Raw genomic sequence first — 18,724 nt, forward strand, 5'->3', positions numbered from 1 at the left:
TTGTGCAAATGCTCACGCCCCCAATCGAGCATTTGCACGCGGCGCCCCATAAGGCTCCAGCTCTGCCTCATGCCAGCGAGGCAGAGCCCTTTCTCCATAACCTTCCCGACCAACGAATTGCATGCGCTGCGCCCAGACTAGGCCCGAACGTCGATCGTGCCCATCATGCCGAGCTGCTCGTGTTCGAGGATATGGCAATGGTACATGCGCGGACCGGGCAGATCCTGGCGCAGAAGGAAGCGCACTGTTTCGCCGGCTGGGACGTTCACGGTGTCCTTCCACGCCCGGTAGGCGGGTTTTGTCACCTCGCCGTCTTTCTCATGCTCGACAACCTGGAACTGCGTCCCGTGTACATGGAATGGGTGGTCCATGTCCGCCTGGTTGACGATTTCCCACAGCTCAACCTGCCCCACTTTCGATACTTCGTCGATGCGATCCATATCGAAGCTGGCGCCGTTGATCAGGAACTTCATCCCCATATCGGAAGACATTGACATACTGCCCTGATCCATCTCGCCCATGGATTCCGTCAGCACGAAGCGGCGCGTGATCGTTGGCTCGTCAAGCGGCGCTATGGAGCGCAGCTTGCCGGCAACGGCGGTGCGGAAGGCGCTGTCTCCGCTGAAACATTGGCGGTCAGAAGCGTCATGCCAGCTTCGTTCGGCTTGCCAGGTCCCATCCATCCGCGCTCATAGTCGAGCGCAATCAGCTTCGCTACCCCCGGCTGATCGAAGGACACGATAAGTTCGACCCGCTCGGCCGGCGTCAGCAGCAACTCCTCGACGGCAACCGGGGCCTCGATCAATCCGCCGTCCGTTCCAATGACGGTCAGGCCGGCGTTTTCGAACTTGAGGCGCAGGAATCGCGCGTTCGTCGCATTGAAGAGCCGTAGACGCCGCTTCTCGCCGCGCGCCGCGGTCATGGCTGGATTCTTCTGGCCGTTGACGAGCACATGGTCGCCAACCCGCCCATTCATCAGATCCACCATCGAGCTATCCGGCATCGTTCCGTCGGCAGCGAGCCTCAAGTCCGTGAACATCAGGACCGTGTCGCCATATCCCGCCGGGATCGAATCTTCCTTTGGCTTTACCAGGAAGATGCCGGCCAAGCCGCGATAGACCTGCTGAGCGGTCAGGCCATGCGGATGGGGGTGGAACCAGTAGGAGGCGGCGCTGCCTTCCGGCAGATCGAATGCGTACACCCGCTCACGACCAGAGGCCACCGGGTCGGCCGGATTGCCATCCTGATCGGCCGGAACCGGCATGCCATGCCAATGGACCGTTGTCGGCTCGTTCGGAATCTCGTTCCTGAACGCAATCTCGATCCTGTCGCCCTCGCGTGCTTCGATCACCGGATTGGCGCCGTTATAGGCAAGCATCGGCGTATCGAGCCCCTCGGAGAACCGTACCGTACTCGGACCTGCAGTCAGCTTTGCCTTGAACGTCCCCGCGACACCGGATTGATTCTCCAGGCGCGGCAGATCCCGCAGCGGCAGTCCCTCAGGTAGAACGGGTTTGCCCCCGCCCTGCGGCATGTTGTGATTGCCATGGCCGCCCATCGCGCCCATGTCGTGGCCGCTCATATCATGTTTCATCCGGGCCGCAGTGGGCTTGGCAATTGCGAGGCCTGCGAGGCTTGCCAGAAAAGTCCGCCGATGCATCGATTATCTTCCTCTCGCTGATGACGGACTGCTGGCGACAAGGTTGCTCAGGTCCGTCTCGAATTTCGCGCTTCCGCGGACGCGACCCCGAAGAGCCGGCCCCCGGATGTTACTTGCCGTGTTCGGCGAGCCATTTCCTCATCGCGGCGATCTCACCCTCCTGGGCCCTGATCACCTCTTCGGCCAGTTTGCGGACCGCAGGGTCCTTGCCATATTGCAGTGCCACTTTCGCCATGTCGATCGCACCCTGGTGATGCGGGATCATGCCTCGCATGAAGTCGGCATCGGCATCGCCGCTATAGTCGATCATCATGCCCTTATGCATGCGGTCGTTGGCTTCGGCGAAAGCCTTGGTGGACGGATTGTCCGCCGCCGACATCCCGTGGCCAGACATGTTCATTCCCGACATATCGTGACCCAACAAGGAATCGTTCTTGTTCAACTGGCTCTGCGCAATCGCGAGGCCCGCACTGACGGCGATCGCGCCTGCAATGAAGATCGGGGTGCGCTTGTTCATGATCCCGCTCCCGATCAGTTCGCCGCCGGGTAGCCAGCTTCTGCGAGAACCTGCAAAATAGCGTTCTGTGTTGCCGTCGTTACGACCTTGACCGCACGCGCATCAGGATTGGCCTCAACCTTGGCATTCGGATCGACTGACTGAATCGCCTTGGTGACGGACCTGGCACAGCCACCGCAGGTCATGCCTTCGATTTTGAGTTCCATGAAAAATCTCCTTGTTTTTGATCTCACGCCACTCAAGGTGGGGCTTCCAACGATGGGAAGGTCAAGTGGCGTCAAACAAAAAAATGCTATTGACCTTCCCATCGTTGGAAGCCTGATCCTCCACTCAACTCAAATTTTGGAACGAGAAAGGAGGCGGCTATGAATGCTCTCATTCGAGCGACAGGCACATCCGCTGCAATATCACTCCCGATCGAGGGCATGACCTGCGCATCCTGCGTAGGCCGTGTCGAAAGGGCCCTGAAGACAGTTCCCGGCGTCGAGACCGTATCGGTCAACCTCGCCACCGAACGGGCCAGCATCACGACAAGCGCCGCCGTCGACCGCGCCACGCTCGTCGCGACCGTCGAGAACGTTGGCTATTTTGTGCCCGCAAGATTCGCCGCAGCCGCCGGCTCCATTGAACTCTCGGTGGAAGGAATGACATGCGCGTCCTGCGTGGGCCGCGTCGAACGTGCCTTGAAAGCCGTTCCCGCTGTCACGCAGGCGGTGGTCAATCTGGCAACCGAACGCGCGACGATCCAGGGATCGGCCGATGTGGCAACCCTGATCGCGGCGATCGAAGATGTCGGCTATGAGGCGAAGGTGGTCGTCGCCGCAGTTGGCGAGACCGAAGACGAAAATGCCGAACGCGCCGAGAAGAAGGAAGCCGAACGCCGCGAACTCACCCGCGATTTCACCATCGCCGCGGTGCTGACCGCGCCAGTGTTCCTCATAGAGATGGGAGCTCACCTCATTCCAGCAGTGCATGGCCTCATCGAAGCTTCGATCGGCATGCAGTGGAGCTGGTATATCCAGCTCGCGCTGACGACGCTCGTGCTCTTCGTTCCCGGCATCCGCTTCTATGACAAGGGGCTTCCGGCGCTGTGGCGTCTTGCCCCCGATATGAACTCGCTGGTCGCGGTCGGTTCGCTTGCGGCTTACGGCTATTCGCTGGTAGCGACCTTCGCGCCAGGCTTCCTGCCGCCCGGCACGATCAATGTCTATTATGAAGCCGCAGCTGTTATCGTGACGCTCATCCTGCTCGGCCGCCTGCTCGAAGCTCGCGCCAAGGGGCGGACATCCGAGGCGATCAAGCGCCTGGTCGGCCTTCAGGCCAAGACCGCGCGCGTTCGTCGCGACGGCAAGACGGTCGATCTGCCGATCGGCTCGGTCGTTGCCGGCGACATCGTCGAGGTTCGCCCCGGCGAGCGGGTTCCCGTCGACGGTGAACTGGTCGAAGGCGAGAGCTATGTCGATGAATCGATGATCACCGGCGAGCCTATTCCGGTGTCCAAGACGGTCGGCAGCGAGCTGGTCGGCGGCACGGTCAACCAGAAGGGCGCCTTCGCATTCCGCGCGACCGCCGTAGGCGGCAACACGGTGCTGGCGCGGATCATCCGCATGGTCGAAGAGGCACAGGGTTCGAAGCTGCCGATCCAGGCCATGGTCGACAAGGTGACGATGTGGTTCGTGCCGGCGGTCTTCGCCGCGGCGGTACTGACTTTTGCGGTCTGGCTCTACTTCGGTCCGTCGCCTGCCCTCACCTTCGCGCTGGTCAACGCCGTCGCAGTCCTGATCATCGCCTGCCCATGCGCCATGGGCCTTGCTACCCCGACCTCGATCATGGTGGGCACTGGCCGAGGTGCGGAACTCGGCGTGCTCTTCCGCAAGGGTGAAGCCCTGCAACTGCTCAAGGATGCCAAGGTCGTGGCTTTGGACAAGACGGGTACCTTGACGGAAGGTAAGCCAACACTGACTGATCTGGAAGTGGCTGTCGGCTTCGACCGGACAAGCGTGCTGGGCCTGGTTGCGGCCGTCGAAGCCAAGTCGGAGCATCCGGTCGCTCGTGCGATCGCGGAGGCGGCGGCTTTGGAAGGCGTGGCGCTGCCGACCGTGTCCGACTTCGAGTCGGTGACAGGCTTCGGCGCGAAGGCGAAGGCAGACGGCAAGCGCATCGAAATCGGCGCGGACCGCTATATGGCCGAGCTTGGGCATGATGTGGCCGGATTCGCCGCGGTCGCCGAGCGCCTGGGCAACGAGGGCAAGTCCCCGCTTTACGCGGCAATAGATGGCACGCTCGCAGCGATCATCGCGGTCGCGGATCCGATCAAGGAGACGACGCCTGCCGCGATCAAGGCGATGCACGATCTCGGCCTGAAGGTGGCGATGATCACCGGCGACAACGCCCGCACCGCCAAGGCTATCGCAATACGGTTGGGCATCGACGAGGTCGTGGCCGAGGTGCTGCCGGACGGAAAGGTCGATGCGGTTCGCCGCCTCAAGGGCCAGTATGGCAAGATCGCCTTCGTCGGCGACGGCATCAACGATGCGCCGGCGCTTGCTGAAGCTGATGTGGGTCTCGCCATCGGCACAGGCACGGATATCGCCATCGAGGCGGCCGATGTCGTCCTGATGTCGGGAAGCTTGCAGGGTGTGCCGAACGCCATTGCCTTGTCCAAGGCGACGATCGGCAATATCCGGCAGAACCTGTTCTGGGCCTTCGCCTACAACACGGCTTTGATCCCGGTTGCGGCGGGCGCGCTCTACCCGACCTTGGGCATCCTGCTCTCGCCGGTCTTTGCTGCCGGTGCCATGGCCCTGTCGAGCGTCTTTGTGCTGGGCAATGCGCTTCGGCTCCGCCGCTTCAAGATCGCCAACTGACAATCAGATACAGCCGGTCCTTAACGGGCCGGCTGCTCTACCCAAGGAGACTATGCATGAATATCGGAGAAGCAGCGAAGGCATCGGGCGTTTCGGCCAAGATGATCCGCTATTACGAACAAACCGGCCTCATTCCCGCGGCCGGCCGAACCAATTCGGGCTATCGCGACTATTCCGGTACGGATGTTCATATGCTGCGCTTCATCCGCCGGGCACGCGATCTCGGCTTTTCGGTCGCCGAGATCAGTGATCTGCTCGGGCTTTGGCGCGACGAAACCCGGCAGAGCGCCGAGGTCAAGCGCCTAGCGCAAGGTCATGTCCATGAGTTGGAGAGGAAGATCAAAGATCTTCAGGACATGGTTCACACGCTGACTGTCCTCATCAACTCCTGCCGGGGCGACCACCGCCCGCATTGCCCGATCCTCGAAGGTCTTGAGTCGGATCAAGACAATGAGGCTGCGTCGATCCAACCTCGCGCCGGTGCCGTTGATCGCTCGCTGCGGTAGTAGGGCAGCTCCGCAATGGGTTTCACATCGAAGGAGATCTGCAGGATAGAAACAGCAGTCGCAGAGGCATCCCTAGGAACTATGCACTTGTCCCACCATCTCCGCCCTTAGCTGCGAATGCTGGTAGTGCTGCAGCTATCCACCGATAGCATCCTTCAAGGCGGCCCTGACCTTCAAGCCGCCGCTGTGCGCGTTTCGATCCAACGGCGATAGCGCCGGGCGCGGCAACGCGTTCCCACCTGCGAGAGGACCAGCGCCCATGTGGGCGACACGTTCGGGGTCGTGCCCTGCCGCCGGCTGAGGCGGGTCAGTTGGTACTTGACGGCCGCCATATGCGCCGTCGAGGCGAGCTGCTTGTTCTTCCAGGCGATGGGCCTCAACGCCGGAACATCCGCCCGGCCACTGCGCCAGTTGCGTGGCAAGCCCGGCTCGATCGCAAGTGCCGTGGCAATCCCGGCCATCGCGACGCCGCTGTCGACGACCTTCTCGGCAATCTCTCGCCTGCGGATGCCTCCCGTCACCATGAGCGGCATGGTCGCTACCTTCGCGATATCGCGGGCGAAGTCGAGGAAATAAGCCTCACGGGCGAGGGTGCGTTCGTCGCGCGCCGAGCCCATCATCGCAGGCGCCTCGTAGCTGCCGCCAGAAAGCTCGACGAGATCGACGCCAAGGGTGCCGAGCGTGGTCACTACAGCCTGCGCATCCTCTGGCGAAAAGCCGCCGCGCTGGAAATCGGCCGAGTTGAGCTTGACGGCCACCGCAAAACCGGGCGTGACCGCGGCCCGGATGGCCTGCACGATGTCGAGCAGCAGGCGTGCGCGGTTCTCAAGGCTTCCACCCCAGCGGTCTTGCCGACGGTTCGTCAGCGGCGAGAGGAACTGGCTGAGAAGATAGCCATGTGCCGCATGGACCTCGACGCCGGTAAAACCCGCGCGCTCCGCAAGCATCGCCGTCTCCACGAAACGGCGCTCGACCTCTGCGATATCGGCAACCCTCATCTGGCGCGGCACCGGAAACTGCTTCGATAGCGCGCCGATATCCACCGCAACCACCGAGGGCGCCAGCGTCTGCTGACCGAGCGCAGCCGGCATCTGCCGGCCGGGATGATTGATCTGCATCCACACCTGCGCACCATGCGAACGTCCAACCGCAGCCCAAGCCTTGAAGCGATCGAGATACCGATCATCCTCCAGCACCACGCCGCCGGGGCCAGTCATTGCACGCGCATCGACCATCACGTTGCCGGTGATGATCAATCCGGATTCGCCATCGGCCCATGCCTGATAGAGGCGGAGCAACTCTCCGGAGGGTGCATGGTCGTTATCGGCCATGTTCTCTTCCATCGCAGCCTTGGCGATGCGGTTGGGGATGACGGCGCCATTGGGTAGCGTGAGCTGAGAAAACAGGGACATGAGGGGTCTCCAAAGATTGATTTGAAGGCACCATAACCTTTGAGTTAAGTTTAAGGTCAAGCGGGTTTCCGTTGAGGATTGTCGACCATGAATATCGGGGAACTGGCCAAACGCACCGGCCTCAGCAGTTCACGCATCCGCTTCTATGAGCGGGCTGGTCTCCTGACGACGGTCGATCGCAGGCCGAACGGCTATCGCACCTATTCGCCGCAGGCCGTGCTCATGCTCACGCTGATAACGACCGCACAGAATGCGGGCTTCAGCCTGGAGGAAATCCGCAGGCTGCTACCCTCCGATCTGGAGCGATGGCAACACGACGGACTGCTGGAAGCGCTCCGCCGCAAGGTGGCGGATATCGAGGCGCTGGAGGCACGGCTTGCCGAAAACAAGGCGCAGCTTGTGTCGCTTATCGCAGACATCGAGGCAAAGCCGGATGACGTCGACTGCGCAACCAATGCGCGCCGGATCCTCTCACACGTGGTTGGACAAGAGACGGAGAGCCACCTCGTCGGCGCTGGTGACATCAAGCCGACCGGCAAGGCGAGCCGTCGTCGGCAAACGAAGGCCGGTTAGGTGTCACAGGTAAGGGAGCAAACCAATCTGCACGCAGCGCGTCGGACGGCCGATCGGCGCCATTGCCGGGCAGCCATTCGCTCTCAGCCTTACCCGCGCTGTTGCACGACCGGCGTTATCCGGCTCACTACGCTCCTCCCCAAAAGTCAGCCGCCGATGCCATGAGTGTATAGGCGGCATTGAGGAAGACCTATTTATCTGCCAAGCAACCGCCTAAACACCTAGCGGGATGGTGCCAGCACAAAATCGTGGTCGACTTTCCAGAACTTGCCGTCAAAGCCAAGCTCTTTGGCGCGGGCCTGATCGTCCACGAGCTTGAATTCGGCAAGCAGGCTCTCCTTGACGCCGAACACCGCATCGGAATGGATGTAAGGATCGTCGGGATCGAAGATATGGGTCGTCAGCGTCTCGAAGCCATCAGCCTTGATGATGTAATGCAGGTGGGCGGGCCGATAGGGATGACGGCCGAGTGCATCGAGCAACTTTCCAACAGGCCCATCGTCGGGAATCGGATAGTATTTCGGCTTCACCGCCCGGAACCAGTAATGTCCGTCCTTGCCGGTACGGAATATACCGCGCAGATTGAAATCGGGCTGAATGCCCTTCTGCTGGACATCGTAGAAGCCTTCATCATTCGCTTGCCAGACATCAAGCACCGCGTTTTCGATCGGCTTGCCTTCGGTATCAAGGATGCGGCCGCTGATCACCATCTCCTCGCCCTTCTGATCGAGGCAGATATTGGCGCCCATGGGAAGCTCCGGCGCATCCGCGACATGGAAAGGCCCGAGAACTGTGCTTTCCGATGCACCTGACGGTTTGCGATTGTTGATCGCGTCGACCAGCATCGACACACCGAGCACGTCCGACAGCAGGATGAATTCCTGCCGCCAGTCGGTGCAGGTATGGCCGGTGCGGGTGAGGAAGAAGATAGCCTCCATCCATTCGTCCTGGGCCGGCTCCAGCTCCTTCACCGCCTCATGCAGCTTGCGGGTGACGACCTCCATCACCTGTTTCAGCCGCGCATCCCTGGCGTTGGCGTTGCGGCCGGTAACAACCTCGACGGAGTTTTCCTCGGTGAAATAGCCTTTTTCTTGCACACTCATTGTTGCCTCACAGATCCAGAATTGTCGTCAGCACGCGGCGAAGTTCGCGCTCAGGGTCGTCAACCGCCGCATCGGAACGCCAGGCGACATGATGGTCCGGACGCACGAGCAGCACGCCGGAATCTCTTATGTCCCGCGCCCGCGCCCAGTCTCCGGTCAGGTCTTGCCATTCCTGTCGCGGACCGATCTTGTGGGCGGCGATTGGCAGCTTCAATTCCTTCGACAACGCCTTTGCCGCCGCGATCCAGCCGTCGCCACCGATACCGGTCAGCACCGTGAAAACACCGTGACCGGTGAGATCGAGGCTTGATACCTTTTCGCCGCTATCGCTGAACAACCAGGCATGCGGCAGCCGTGCGCCCGGCCAAGTGGTCGGCTGAAAATGCAGTTCCGCATCCCTCTCGAAGGCCGGTTCCGGCTGTCCGTCCTTGACCACGGCATTCGAGGTGTAGCGATGGTTCATTTCCACACCATGTGCGTCGAACTCGTAGACCTTATAAGCGATCGCCTCGCGGATTGCCGTACGCTGACGCTCGGCATCGGCCGTGTCGTCGCAGCGCGCATCCATGTTCTGCTGCATCTTCACCGGATCGACGGAATCAAGCAGACCCAGCGACTTGAAGATCGGACCGAACTCCTCGATCGATTTGTTGGCGCGGGTGACGATCTGCTTGGCGATCGGCGCGCGTTCGGCCTGGTAGCTATCGAGCAGGCCAATGCCGGCCTGACCTCTAAGGACCATGGCAAGCTTCCAGGCAAGGTTGAAACCGTCCTGGATCGAAGTGTTGGAGCCGAGGCCGTTAGAGGGCGGATGGCGATGGGCGGCATCACCCGTGCAGAACACCCGGCCGTTCGACATGGTGGTCGCGTACATGTTGTTGACAGTCCAGGTGGAGACGGATTTGATCTTCGGCTTGAGATCGGCAACGCCCACCAGTTCGCGCACGACCTTGGTGGCGAAAGCGTCGTCGACCTGTGGCGCCGGCTGGTTGATGTCATAGCCCCAGACAATCAGCCATTCGTTCCACGGCCGCACCATACGCACCAGGCCCATGCCGATGCCGCCGACATCGGCACCGGGCTGCAGCACCCAATAGAGCACCGACGGCCGATGGGCGACATAGCGCGAGAGATCGGCCTCGAACAGGATGTTCATCGAGCCGGCGACGCCCATCTTGCCTTCGAAGGTCAGGCCCGCATGTTCAGCCACCTTGGAATTGCCGCCATCCGCGCCGATCAGGAATTTCGAGCGGATGGTCAATTCCTTGCCGGTCAGCCGATCGAGACAGGTCGTGGTGACGCCTTCCGCATCCTGGACATGGCGCACATACTCCGTCGACATGCGAGCCTGCGCCCCGCGCGAGCAAGCCGTCTTGAACAGCAGCGGCTCCATGTAAGTCTGCGGCAGGTCATTCATATGGGCAGGCGATGAAAGAAGGTGCTCGGCGCGCGAGAGTGGATGGTTGCCCCAGCTCTGCATGCGGCCGATCTCCTCACCGGCGACCGCCGTGCAGAAAACGTTCTGTCCCATCAGATCCTGCTCGACCGCGAAGAGATAGGCCTCCTCCTCCACGTCGCGACCGAGATCGCGCAGAACCTCCATCGTGCGCTGGTTGGTAATGTGCGCGCGTGGCGTGCTCGCCAGCCAGCGATAGCGGTTGATCACCATCGGCTCGAGACCGTAGCTAGCAAGCAGCGCTGCCGTCGCCGAGCCGGCGGGTCCCGTGCCAATGATCAGAACGTCGGTGGTGATGTCAGCCATTTGGCCCTCCCTTTTCATCATGCAGGACAGGTCCGCCCTTCAGCAGGCGGCGGACCGGAAAAAGTTCCCAGCCGGTACGGCTGGAGATGAGACCCCAGAGGCCCCGTGGTGCAAACAGCATCGCGACGATGGCCAATGCGCCCAGAGCCAGCAGATACCAGGAGCCGTAGCTCGAAAAGGCATTCTGCAGCAGGAAGAAGACAAGCACGCCGACGAGCGGCCCTTCGATGGTGCCGATACCGCCAATGACGACGATGAAGACGACGTAGGCGGTCCAGTCGGTGAGCGAGAAAGCAGCATCGGGGGAAATGCGCGCCTTTTGCAGGTAGATGAGCGCGCCGACCATGCCCGTCACGAAGGCGGTTGCCAGATAGACGACGATCTTAAGCCGGCGCGCGTCGACGCCGAGCGCGCGTGCCGCCGTCTCGTTATCGCGCACGGCGGCAAGGCCAAGCCCCTGTTTGCTGCGCAGCAGCCTGTAGATGAAACCGATCGTCAGCGCCGTAAGTGCTAATGCCAGCCAATAGGCAAGCGCATCGGCCGCGGCGGCGGAGCGCATGCCGAACCAGTTTTGCAGCAATGAAATACCCAGCATGTCCTTGGTGGCTTCGCGCGGCAGCGACGTGCCCGTTCCGCCGCCGAGCATCTTCCACTGGGCGAAAAGCAGCCGTCCGACTTCGGCGATGACCCAGGTGCCGATCGCGAAATAGGGGCCGTAAAGCCGGAAGGAGAAGAAAGCGGCCGGCGCGGCGATCAGCATTGCGAAGAGCCCGGCCAGTGGAATGGCAAGGATCGGGTCGACACCGGCGAGAATGACGAAGCCGAACAGCGCATAGGCGCCGCAGCCGACGAAGAGCTGCTGTCCCACAGAGATCAATCCGGCATAGCCGGCGAGCAGGTTCCAGCTTTGCGCCAATGCCAGCATGGTCAGGATGAAGAAGAGATCCTGCACGACGCCGCGCGACATGACAAAGGGGGCAGCCGCCAGCACGGCCACTGCGACGAGCGAAAGGATAGCGAAGAGGCTGGAAAGCCGCGTTCGTGTTTCCACTCGCCAGCCTGTAGGCGCTTCCATTTGGGTCGACATTGTTTCGAAACCTGGAGTCATGGCCGCCTCAATCCACTGCCCGAGGGAAAAGACCGCGCGGCCGGAAGAGCAGCACGAGCAGGAAGGCGATATGCCCGGCAAGGATCTGCCATTCGGGATTGATCGCCGCTCCCATCGTCTGGGCAACTCCCAGGATGATACCGCCGGCAAGCGTACCCCAAAGCGAGCCGAGACCGCCGATGATGACAGCCTCGAAGGCATAGATCAGTCGTGCCGGCCCTGCCGTCGGATCGAAATTCGCGCGCATGCCGAGATAGAGCGCCGCGACAGTTACGATCATCATCGCAAGCCCTGTGGCAATGGCGAAAATGGAATTGGGCCGGATGCCCATCAGGCTCGCCGTGACAACATCATCCGAGGTGGCGCGGAAGGCGCGACCGAGCTCGGTGCGGTAGATGAGCTGGTTGAGTCCGACGATGACGAGGACGGCCGAAGCAAAGGTGAGGAGCGGCATCAGGCCGGCACTGACGCCGCCAAATTGCAGCGAGGCCGTCTCCAAAGCACCTGCAGAGATACGCCGGCTGTCGGCTGTGAAGCCTTCCAGAAGTCCGTTCTGGATCACGATCGACAGACCGAAAGTGACGAGCAGCGGCGGCAGAATGTCCTTGCCGAGCGTTCGATTCAGCAGGTGATATTGCAGCAGCCAACCGACGGCGAACATCAGCGGTGCGGCGATCAGCGCAGCCAGGAAGGGATTAAGCCCGAGGAAGGAGACAAGCACCAGGATCAGGAAGGCCGCCAGCACGATGAGATCGCCATGAGCGAGATTGACGAGTCGCATGATGCCGAAGACGAGGCTCAAGCCTGCTGCAAACAGCGCGTAAAGGCCACCGAGTAGAACACCTTGCAGAAGCGTATCAAGCCAGTTCATGGGTGTCCGCTCCAAAATAGGCCGCATGGATGTCAGCGCGATCGAGTTCGGCCGGGCGCCCGGTCAAGGTGATGCGACCCTCCATCATGCAATAGACACGGTCGGCAACCTTCAGCGCCTGGGCGATATCCTGCTCGACGATGACGATGGCCGCACCTGCGGCCCGGATCTGGGAGAAGGCGGCGTAGATGTCCTTGATGATCACGGGGGCTAGACCGAGGCTCAGCTCATCGCAGAGCAGTACTTCGGGATTGGACATCAGCGCCCGGCCGATCGCGACCATCTGCTGCTGTCCGCCGGAAAGCGCGGTTGCCGGATTGCGGCGTCTCTCCTTCAAAACCGGAAACAGTGAATAGATGCTGTCGAGCGTCCAAGGTCCGGCGATCCGGCGGCCATAGCGGCCGATCTGGAGATTTTCCTCGACCGTCAGCGACGGGAACAGTTTCCGTCCCTCCGGCACAAGCGCGATGCCTCGGCGGACCACATCGGAAGCGGCAATCGCCCCGATCGGTTCGCCGCGATGCAGGACCATGTCGGGCCTGTTGGCGATCACGCCGGCAATCGAGCGCATGAGGGTCGATTTTCCCGCGCCATTGGCCCCGATGACGGCAATGGTCTCGCCGGCCTCCAGATGGAGATCAACGCCAAGCACAGCCTGGAAATCTCCATAGGAAGCCATGAGGCCGCAGGTTTCGATGAGGCTTGCCATCAGACTTCCATCCCCAGGTAGATCTCGCGCACCTCACTTGAGGCCATGATCGCGTCGGGCTCGCCGATGCCGATCACCCGGCCGAAATTCAGCACGAGAATGCGCTGAACCACCGCCGTCAGCGCATGCAGCACATGCTCGATCCAGATGATCGCAACGCCGCGTTGGTGAACCCGCTTGATGGTGGCGACGAGCTGACGGCATTCGCCTTCCGTCAGGCCGCCTGCAATCTCGTCGAGCAGCAGCAGCTTCGGCTGGGTCGCCAAGGCCCGGGCCAATTCCAGGCGCTTGCGTTCCAGGAGTGTCAGCGATCCAGCAGGCATGTTCGCCTTGGCGATCAAGCCGGTCTCGACGAGAATGTCTGCGCAAAGATCCGAGACGTTCCTCTCGGTCGCCTGTGCCCCAAATGCGCCGGCGACCAGCAGATTTTCATAAGCAGTCAAACGTTCGAAGGGCTGCGGGATCTGGAAGGTGCGGCCCATGCCCGCAAAGCAGCGCTGCATCGGCGGCGTGTGGGTGACATCACGCCCGTCAAAGCGGATCGACCCGCGCGCCACGGAGAGGTTGCCGTTGATCAGGTTGAACAGCGTCGATTTGCCGGCGCCGTTCGGCCCGATGATCCCAAGTGCTTCCCCCGGCTCGACCGAGAAGCCGATATCCTCGGCGACAACGAGCGCGCCGAAGGATTTCGAGACTCCGTTCAGTTCCAGTATGGGCATTGTCGTTCTCCCTGGAGACTGCCCGACCAAATGCCGGGCAGCTCTCCTCTCACGCCAGAGCTTCGAGCTTGCCGCCGAGCGGCACATTCGGCGCCAGCCCGTTTTCGACAACGACGAGATCGTAGCCGCCGCCCGATTTCAGCCGCCATTGGCCGCCGACCAGAGGCGTCCTGGCGACATTCTTCTGGGCAAATGGCGGAAGCTTTTCGCTGCCCCAGGCAATCGGGCCGACGAGCGTATCGAGCTTCGTTTCACCGATCGCCTTGGCGACCGCCTTGGCATCGCCTACATCTTCCGTCCGCTTCATGACGTCGACGGCGAGTTCGAACAGTGCGTGGGCAAAGCCGATCGGCTGCGTCCACGGGCGGCCGGTCGCCTTCGTAAAGGCAGCCGCGACCGCCGATGCGGTCTCGCCGGTCAACGACGACGTGAATGGATGCGTCGGGGTCCACCAGACTTCGGTCGAAAGATTGTGCCCGGCATTTCCCAGCGCTTCGACGGTCTGCGGGAAGAGAAGCGCCTTGCCGATCGAGGCGACCTTCGGCTTGAGGCCCTGCTGCTTGGCCTGGTTCCAGAACGTCGTGAGGTCGGGCGGAATCATCACCCCGGTCAGAATATCGGTGCCGGCCTGCTTGAAGGCGTTGATCTGCGCGGAAAAATCATCCGTGAGATTCTGGTAGCGGCCGGTATCCGTCAGCCCGTAGCCAAGCTTTTCGAGGACTGGCGGGAAACCGACGACCTTGTCGCCCCAGGCATTGCCGTCGCCATCGTTTGGAAACAGACCGCCCACCTTCTTGTTCGTCTCAATCTGGCCCCACATGCCGGTGAAGACCGCGATAATGTCTTCCAGACCCCAGAAGAAGTGATAGGCATAGTTGAACGGCTTCCACGAGGCGGGGTCGCCCGGATTGCCCTGCTGGCCGATGAACCAGGGTTGCCACGGCGCGACCGTCGAAATGCAAGGCATCTCCTCGCCCTCGCATGTGGTGGAGACCGGATTGGTCGTTTCCGGTGTCGAGGAAACCAGCATCAGGTTGATCTGATCGTCGACGATCAGTTGCTTTGCCACTTCTGCGGCCCGGTTCGGGTTCGACTGGCTGTCCTTGACCACGACCTCGTAGTTGAAGCCCTTTGCCTTCGTGGTCGCCAGGAAGGCATCGATGACGAACTTGTCGGCTTCGCCGAAGGCGGCGAGCGGCCCCGTCTGCGGGCTGACATAGCCGAGCTTGATCGCCGTATTCTTGGCGATCGCAGGCATGGCCAGGCCCGAGGTTGCGAGCAGCGCACCGCCGGCAGCCGTCGTCTTCAGAAAGTCGCGTCTCGTGAACATGCTTCCTCCCCTCATTGTCTCTCCTCCCAAAGAGTGCGCCCACGGGCGCCTATGTCTCAGTCCTTCGGCCGCCGGCCCTCCCATGCGTCCTGCAGAAGCGTGCGGATCGACTCCCGGTCGATCGGTCGCGGGTTCCAGTAGGGATTCTCGACGGCGACCGAAGCAGCACGATCGAGATCGGCCTCCGTCAGCCCGAATTCCTTGAGCGACAGCGGCGCACCGATCGCCTTGGCGAAATCCCAGAGCCCGCCGCCAATCGAACCACCGAAAATACCGGCTGCTTCCGCCAGTTCCGGCGCTGCGGCATCTGCGTTGAATGCAGCCGTGTGCGGCAGCATCACCGCATGGGTTTCGGCGTGCGGCGTATCGAAGGAGCCGCCAAGCGTGTGGCAAATCTTGTGATGCAGTGCCATGCCGACGGTGCCGAGCACAGAGCCGCAGAGCCAGGCGCCATAAAGCGCATCGCTGCGAGCCTCCGCATTTTTCGGATCATTCACGATAACAGGCAGGCTTCGCGCAAAGGCCCTCAGGCCTTCCAGCGCCATCAGACTCGAAATCGGATTGCGATCCCGCGCATAGAGCCCTTCGACGGCATGCGCCATGGCATTAAGGCCACTCGTCACGCTCATCGCGACCGGCAGCCCGAGCGTCAGCGAGGGGTCGTAGATGACGATTTCTGGCAGAATCCTGGCATCGCGCACCGTCGTCTTCCGGCCGCCTTCAGTCTGCCCAAGGATCGGCGTGACCTCCGATCCGGCATAGGTCGTCGGAATGACGATCTGGAGAAGATCGGTGCGGTAGGCAATCGCTTTGCCGAGCCCGGTGGTCGATCCGCCACCGAGGGAAATGACGCAGTCCGCCCCTGTTTCCGCCACCACCTTCATCGCCGCCTCGGTAACCTCGACGGGCGTGTGCATGGTCGCACCTGAGAAGACACCGCAAGCCAGCGAGCCGATCTCAGAGGCCAATGCCTCCGCATCCGCCTTCTGATGCGGCGTCGCGAGCACCAAAGCCCGCTTGCAGCCGACTTTCGCTATCCATTCCGCCACCTTGTTGCGGCTGCCGACGCCGAAGACGATCTGGGCTGAGCTACCTGCAAAAGAAAAATCTTGGGTCATCCTACTCTCCCCGGCTTTGTCCGCACCATGACGAAGGTGAGGTTGACCGCCTTGGCACGCTTTCCGTCGATATCGACAGGCTCGAAGCGGGCGACGAGTTCGGGCCGCACGCCAAAGAGCGCGTCTTCGCCAAGATGCGGGTCGCTCGCATCGTAGATATGGGTCGTGATCGTCTCGAAACCCCTCGCCCGAATGACGAAGTGCAAATTCACAGGACGGCGCAGCGGATAGCCAGCTTCGGCCAGCAGCCGCCCGACAGGTCCATCGTCCGGCACGCCATAGCCTGACGGCATTACCGAGCGATAATGGAAGCGTCCGTCAGCATCCGCGCGGAAAAGGCCGCGGAGATTATGTTCCGGCTGGAGATCGGGCTGCTGGTTTTCATAGAAGCCCTCACCATTGGCCTGCCAGGTGACGATTTCCGCACCGGCAATCGGCAGACCGTCCAGATCCTCTACCCGCGCGGAGACCATCAGCGGCTCGCCGACGCCGTCGAGCGAGATCGAGGAGCCGGAACTCCGCTCCGGCGCATCGTTACGAAAGAATGGCCCGCGAATGGTATTGGGCGTTGCTGCCTTTGGACGCCTCGAATTGATCTCCTCCACCAATGCCGACGCACCGATAAGATCAGACAGAAGCACCCATTCCTGGCGCCTCTCATCCGAAGCGTGTCCCACCTCGGTCAGAAATGCGATGACCTGACGCCACTCGTCCTGGGTCGGGCGGAACTGCTTGATGAGATCATGCACGTGGGTCACGACGGCAGCGAGCAGTCGCGGCAGATTGCCGTCGCCATTTGCGGAAAGCCGGTCGGAGAAGACCTCCGACGACGTCGCCTCGCTGAATGTGAGCGCCTTGGCATGCCCCGCCATGCTCATCCTCCAAAATCCGCTGTGCAGGTTGAAGGCACATTAGCAGCAGAAAGAACATGGATTGATGATTTTGTTGCGCATCAGTATAACGGATCGTTATGAAATTCGACGAACGCCACCTTATTCAACTTGCTGCGGTCGTGAAGACGGGCGGCGTGACGGAGGGTGCCGCCCTGCTGGGATTGGCGCAACCGGCCGTTTCGCGTACCCTTTCGATGCTGGAAAAACGCGTCGGCGAGCCGCTCTTCATCAAGGGTCGCCGCCCGCTGCAGCCGACGCCGCTCGGCCTGTCCTTGGCCGAGCACGGCTTGGTCATGCTGGCGGCTTCGCGCAAGGCATCCGATCTCGTCGAAAGTTTCAGGGTGGGCAAAAGCGGTGTCGTGCGGATCGGCGGCACGCCCTTCTTCATGGATGCGCTGATCACCGGACTGTGCGCCGAATTCCAGGCGAGCCATCCGGATGTGCGCATCGACCAGAGCTATGGCTATTTTCCGGACCTGCGCGCGGCGCTCAAGGCTGACCAGATCGATCTTGCGATCTGCCCGATCGACATTCTCGACGAAGGATCCGGGCTCGAATTTCAACAGATTCTTCCCGGACGCAATGTCGTCGCCTGCCGGATCACGCATCCGCTGCTTCTCAAGCGCCGGCCGCAGCCGAGCCACCTTCTCGACTATCCCTGGATCGCGCCGCCGCCAGGCAGCCCGCTGCTTGCGGATCTGCGCGCCCTGCTGCTCTCATTCGGCGCAACCGAAATCAAGATCCGCTTCTCAGGCGGGTCGCTCATGAGCGTGATCAACTATCTGAAAGCCGCGGATGCCTTGACGATCATGCCGCATAGCGTCGTATTTGCGCAGCGCAAGGAAAAGACGATCACCGCACTGCCGATCACGATTCCTCACCCGGAGCGCGCGCTAGCGATCCTCAAGCGCATCGACGCCCCGCGTGCGCCCGCCGTCGATCAATTCGCGGAATTCGTGCGCACCGGTTTCCAGGACCTTCGCCATCTCATCAAGCGCCATGAAGAGGCCGTGATCTGGGGAATTTGAGCAATAAGTGTGGAGCGGATAGTCCCTGGAAGGGCTCAATCGCCAAATCGGGCCCATCCGAGGAATGATGAACGGCGCGCTGCCGTCACTTCACCGTGATGCTCATGCCGCTGATATCGGCGTTGATTTGCAGGCCTACCTGCCTGCCTGAGAGTTCGAGCTGGGCTCCCTTCTCATTGGTCATGACGATGACCTGGGCTCCTTTGCCGACGGCGCCGCCACCGCCCGCGGCTCCGTAGACCCCCGTTACATCTCCGGCGCGGCGAATGTGGCGAACGGCGCCTTGGAAATAGGTCTTGGAAGCCCCGAAGGCGAGGCCGCCAGAGATGCCGCCGATCGAGACGGGATAGTGACGGCCATGAAAGGTCAGCGTGCCCTCGCCTCCGGAGCCACCGACGAAGAAGGCCGCCTTGTAGACGGCGAAGCGGATCGTACCGCTATCGGCATGCGCTGCGCCGGCGAGGCTTACTCCCGTGGCCGCGATGACGGCAAACGCGACTGAACGAAATCTGGACGAAATCTTCATGATGCGAACTCCTTAAGAGCGC

19 protein-coding genes are annotated in these 18,724 nt (G+C 61.7%); 4 read left to right on the forward strand and 15 right to left on the reverse strand.

Annotation, left to right across the window (positions count from 1 at the left end; all coding sequences use genetic code 11):
• Positions 1–137: 137 nt before the first annotated feature.
• The 4 genes from QD409_RS21430 to QD409_RS21445 all read right to left on the reverse strand — a co-directional run bounded on the left by QD409_RS21430 (position 138) and on the right by QD409_RS21445 (position 2,383).
• Positions 138–683: a multicopper oxidase domain-containing protein gene (locus QD409_RS21430; RefSeq protein ID WP_430763625.1), complete on the reverse strand. Its 546-nt coding sequence runs from the start codon at positions 681–683 to the stop codon at positions 138–140.
• Complete coding sequence (locus tag QD409_RS21435) at positions 572–1,660, reverse strand: multicopper oxidase family protein (protein ID WP_430763626.1); 1,089 nt, start codon at positions 1,658–1,660, stop codon at positions 572–574. Before QD409_RS21435 ends, QD409_RS21430 begins: the two co-directional genes overlap by 112 nt.
• Before the next feature lie 109 nt (positions 1,661–1,769).
• A complete protein-coding gene (copM, locus tag QD409_RS21440) occupies positions 1,770–2,069 on the reverse strand; it encodes a CopM family metallochaperone (protein ID WP_430763644.1) in 300 nt (99 codons plus the stop codon).
• A 122-nt stretch (positions 2,070–2,191) separates the two neighbouring features.
• Positions 2,192–2,383, reverse strand: a complete 192-nt coding sequence (locus tag QD409_RS21445; protein WP_430763627.1) for a heavy-metal-associated domain-containing protein — start codon at positions 2,381–2,383, stop codon at positions 2,192–2,194.
• Between the two features lie 159 nt (positions 2,384–2,542).
• Between QD409_RS21445 and QD409_RS21450 the strand changes: the two genes are divergently transcribed.
• Both QD409_RS21450 and cueR read left to right on the forward strand, forming a co-directional pair.
• Positions 2,543–5,044 carry a heavy metal translocating P-type ATPase gene (locus QD409_RS21450; protein ID WP_430763628.1) on the forward strand — a complete coding sequence of 834 codons (2,502 nt, stop codon included), beginning with the start codon at positions 2,543–2,545 and terminating at the stop codon, positions 5,042–5,044.
• A gap of 56 nt (positions 5,045–5,100) precedes the next feature.
• Positions 5,101–5,550, forward strand: a complete 450-nt coding sequence (gene cueR / locus QD409_RS21455; protein ID WP_092846237.1) for a Cu(I)-responsive transcriptional regulator — start codon at positions 5,101–5,103, stop codon at positions 5,548–5,550.
• 173 nt (positions 5,551–5,723) lie between these two features.
• Here the strand turns inward: cueR and QD409_RS21460 are convergent, their stop codons facing one another.
• Positions 5,724–6,962 carry an NADH:flavin oxidoreductase/NADH oxidase family protein gene (locus tag QD409_RS21460; protein ID WP_430763629.1) on the reverse strand — a complete coding sequence of 413 codons (1,239 nt, stop codon included), beginning with the start codon at positions 6,960–6,962 and terminating at the stop codon, positions 5,724–5,726.
• Positions 6,963–7,049: 87 nt separating this feature from the next.
• On the opposite strand from QD409_RS21460, the gene QD409_RS21465 reads away from it, so the two are divergent.
• Positions 7,050–7,535, forward strand: a complete 486-nt coding sequence (locus QD409_RS21465) for a MerR family transcriptional regulator (RefSeq protein WP_430763630.1) — start codon at positions 7,050–7,052, stop codon at positions 7,533–7,535.
• A 221-nt stretch (positions 7,536–7,756) separates the two neighbouring features.
• Here QD409_RS21465 and QD409_RS21470 read toward each other — a convergent pair whose 3' ends face one another.
• The 9 genes from QD409_RS21470 to QD409_RS21510 are packed head-to-tail and all read right to left on the reverse strand — an operon-like array spanning position 7,757 to position 17,127.
• Positions 7,757–8,638 carry an intradiol ring-cleavage dioxygenase gene (locus tag QD409_RS21470; RefSeq protein WP_430763631.1) on the reverse strand — a complete coding sequence of 294 codons (882 nt, stop codon included), beginning with the start codon at positions 8,636–8,638 and terminating at the stop codon, positions 7,757–7,759.
• 7 nt (positions 8,639–8,645) lie between these two features.
• Positions 8,646–10,400, reverse strand: coding sequence for an FAD-dependent monooxygenase (locus tag QD409_RS21475; protein WP_430763632.1), 1,755 nt, complete (start codon positions 10,398–10,400; stop codon positions 8,646–8,648).
• A complete protein-coding gene (locus tag QD409_RS21480; RefSeq protein WP_092846247.1) occupies positions 10,393–11,508 on the reverse strand; it encodes a branched-chain amino acid ABC transporter permease in 1,116 nt (371 codons plus the stop codon). Before QD409_RS21480 ends, QD409_RS21475 begins: the two co-directional genes overlap by 8 nt.
• A gap of 7 nt (positions 11,509–11,515) precedes the next feature.
• Positions 11,516–12,379, reverse strand: a complete 864-nt coding sequence (locus QD409_RS21485) for a branched-chain amino acid ABC transporter permease (protein WP_092846249.1) — start codon at positions 12,377–12,379, stop codon at positions 11,516–11,518.
• Positions 12,366–13,088 carry an ABC transporter ATP-binding protein gene (locus tag QD409_RS21490; RefSeq protein ID WP_092846251.1) on the reverse strand — a complete coding sequence of 241 codons (723 nt, stop codon included), beginning with the start codon at positions 13,086–13,088 and terminating at the stop codon, positions 12,366–12,368. The genes QD409_RS21485 and QD409_RS21490 overlap by 14 nt, the downstream gene beginning before the upstream one ends.
• Positions 13,088–13,807, reverse strand: a complete 720-nt coding sequence (locus QD409_RS21495; RefSeq protein ID WP_092846253.1) for an ABC transporter ATP-binding protein — start codon at positions 13,805–13,807, stop codon at positions 13,088–13,090. Before QD409_RS21495 ends, QD409_RS21490 begins: the two co-directional genes overlap by 1 nt.
• A gap of 49 nt (positions 13,808–13,856) precedes the next feature.
• On the reverse strand, positions 13,857–15,137 hold the full coding sequence (locus tag QD409_RS21500; RefSeq protein ID WP_430763633.1) for an ABC transporter substrate-binding protein: 1,281 nt from the start codon (positions 15,135–15,137) through the stop codon (positions 13,857–13,859).
• A 56-nt stretch (positions 15,138–15,193) separates the two neighbouring features.
• On the reverse strand, positions 15,194–16,255 hold the full coding sequence (locus QD409_RS21505; protein ID WP_092846257.1) for a maleylacetate reductase: 1,062 nt from the start codon (positions 16,253–16,255) through the stop codon (positions 15,194–15,196).
• Positions 16,252–17,127 carry a dioxygenase gene (locus QD409_RS21510; RefSeq protein ID WP_092846259.1) on the reverse strand — a complete coding sequence of 292 codons (876 nt, stop codon included), beginning with the start codon at positions 17,125–17,127 and terminating at the stop codon, positions 16,252–16,254. Before QD409_RS21510 ends, QD409_RS21505 begins: the two co-directional genes overlap by 4 nt.
• A 98-nt stretch (positions 17,128–17,225) precedes the next feature.
• Between QD409_RS21510 and QD409_RS21515 the strand changes: the two genes are divergently transcribed.
• Positions 17,226–18,176, forward strand: a complete 951-nt coding sequence (locus QD409_RS21515) for a LysR family transcriptional regulator (protein WP_092846261.1) — start codon at positions 17,226–17,228, stop codon at positions 18,174–18,176.
• A gap of 85 nt (positions 18,177–18,261) precedes the next feature.
• Here QD409_RS21515 and QD409_RS21520 read toward each other — a convergent pair whose 3' ends face one another.
• Positions 18,262–18,702 carry a hypothetical protein gene (locus QD409_RS21520; protein WP_092846263.1) on the reverse strand — a complete coding sequence of 147 codons (441 nt, stop codon included), beginning with the start codon at positions 18,700–18,702 and terminating at the stop codon, positions 18,262–18,264.
• Between the last annotated feature and the right edge of the window lie 22 nt (positions 18,703–18,724).

The sequence above is a fragment of the Rhizobium sp. BR 315 genome (assembly GCF_050577975.1).
GTDB classification, from domain to species: Bacteria; Pseudomonadota; Alphaproteobacteria; order Rhizobiales; family Rhizobiaceae; genus Rhizobium; species Rhizobium miluonense.

Excerpts from the sequence above, each read along its gene's own strand:
- QD409_RS21450 (WP_430763628.1), top strand. The coding sequence starts at position 2,543 with ATGAATGCTCTCATTCGAGCGACAGGCACATCCGCTGCAATATCACTC.
- QD409_RS21515 (WP_092846261.1), top strand. The coding sequence starts at position 17,226 with ATGAAATTCGACGAACGCCACCTTATTCAACTTGCTGCGGTCGTGAAG.
- cueR (WP_092846237.1), top strand. The coding sequence starts at position 5,101 with ATGAATATCGGAGAAGCAGCGAAGGCATCGGGCGTTTCGGCCAAGATG.
- QD409_RS21495 (WP_092846253.1), bottom strand. The coding sequence starts at position 13,807 with ATGCCCATACTGGAACTGAACGGAGTCTCGAAATCCTTCGGCGCGCTC.
- QD409_RS21430 (WP_430763625.1), bottom strand. The coding sequence starts at position 683 with ATGGATGGGACCTGGCAAGCCGAACGAAGCTGGCATGACGCTTCTGAC.
- QD409_RS21500 (WP_430763633.1), bottom strand. The coding sequence starts at position 15,137 with ATGTTCACGAGACGCGACTTTCTGAAGACGACGGCTGCCGGCGGTGCG.
- QD409_RS21520 (WP_092846263.1), bottom strand. The coding sequence starts at position 18,702 with ATGAAGATTTCGTCCAGATTTCGTTCAGTCGCGTTTGCCGTCATCGCG.
- QD409_RS21435 (WP_430763626.1), bottom strand. The coding sequence starts at position 1,660 with ATGCATCGGCGGACTTTTCTGGCAAGCCTCGCAGGCCTCGCAATTGCC.
- QD409_RS21465 (WP_430763630.1), top strand. The coding sequence starts at position 7,050 with ATGAATATCGGGGAACTGGCCAAACGCACCGGCCTCAGCAGTTCACGC.
- QD409_RS21470 (WP_430763631.1), bottom strand. The coding sequence starts at position 8,638 with ATGAGTGTGCAAGAAAAAGGCTATTTCACCGAGGAAAACTCCGTCGAG.
- QD409_RS21505 (WP_092846257.1), bottom strand. The coding sequence starts at position 16,255 with ATGACCCAAGATTTTTCTTTTGCAGGTAGCTCAGCCCAGATCGTCTTC.
- QD409_RS21480 (WP_092846247.1), bottom strand. The coding sequence starts at position 11,508 with ATGACTCCAGGTTTCGAAACAATGTCGACCCAAATGGAAGCGCCTACA.
- QD409_RS21490 (WP_092846251.1), bottom strand. The coding sequence starts at position 13,088 with ATGGCAAGCCTCATCGAAACCTGCGGCCTCATGGCTTCCTATGGAGAT.
- QD409_RS21485 (WP_092846249.1), bottom strand. The coding sequence starts at position 12,379 with ATGAACTGGCTTGATACGCTTCTGCAAGGTGTTCTACTCGGTGGCCTT.
- QD409_RS21475 (WP_430763632.1), bottom strand. The coding sequence starts at position 10,400 with ATGGCTGACATCACCACCGACGTTCTGATCATTGGCACGGGACCCGCC.
- QD409_RS21460 (WP_430763629.1), bottom strand. The coding sequence starts at position 6,962 with ATGTCCCTGTTTTCTCAGCTCACGCTACCCAATGGCGCCGTCATCCCC.
- QD409_RS21445 (WP_430763627.1), bottom strand. The coding sequence starts at position 2,383 with ATGGAACTCAAAATCGAAGGCATGACCTGCGGTGGCTGTGCCAGGTCC.
- copM (WP_430763644.1), bottom strand. The coding sequence starts at position 2,069 with ATGTCGGGAATGAACATGTCTGGCCACGGGATGTCGGCGGCGGACAAT.
- QD409_RS21510 (WP_092846259.1), bottom strand. The coding sequence starts at position 17,127 with ATGGCGGGGCATGCCAAGGCGCTCACATTCAGCGAGGCGACGTCGTCG.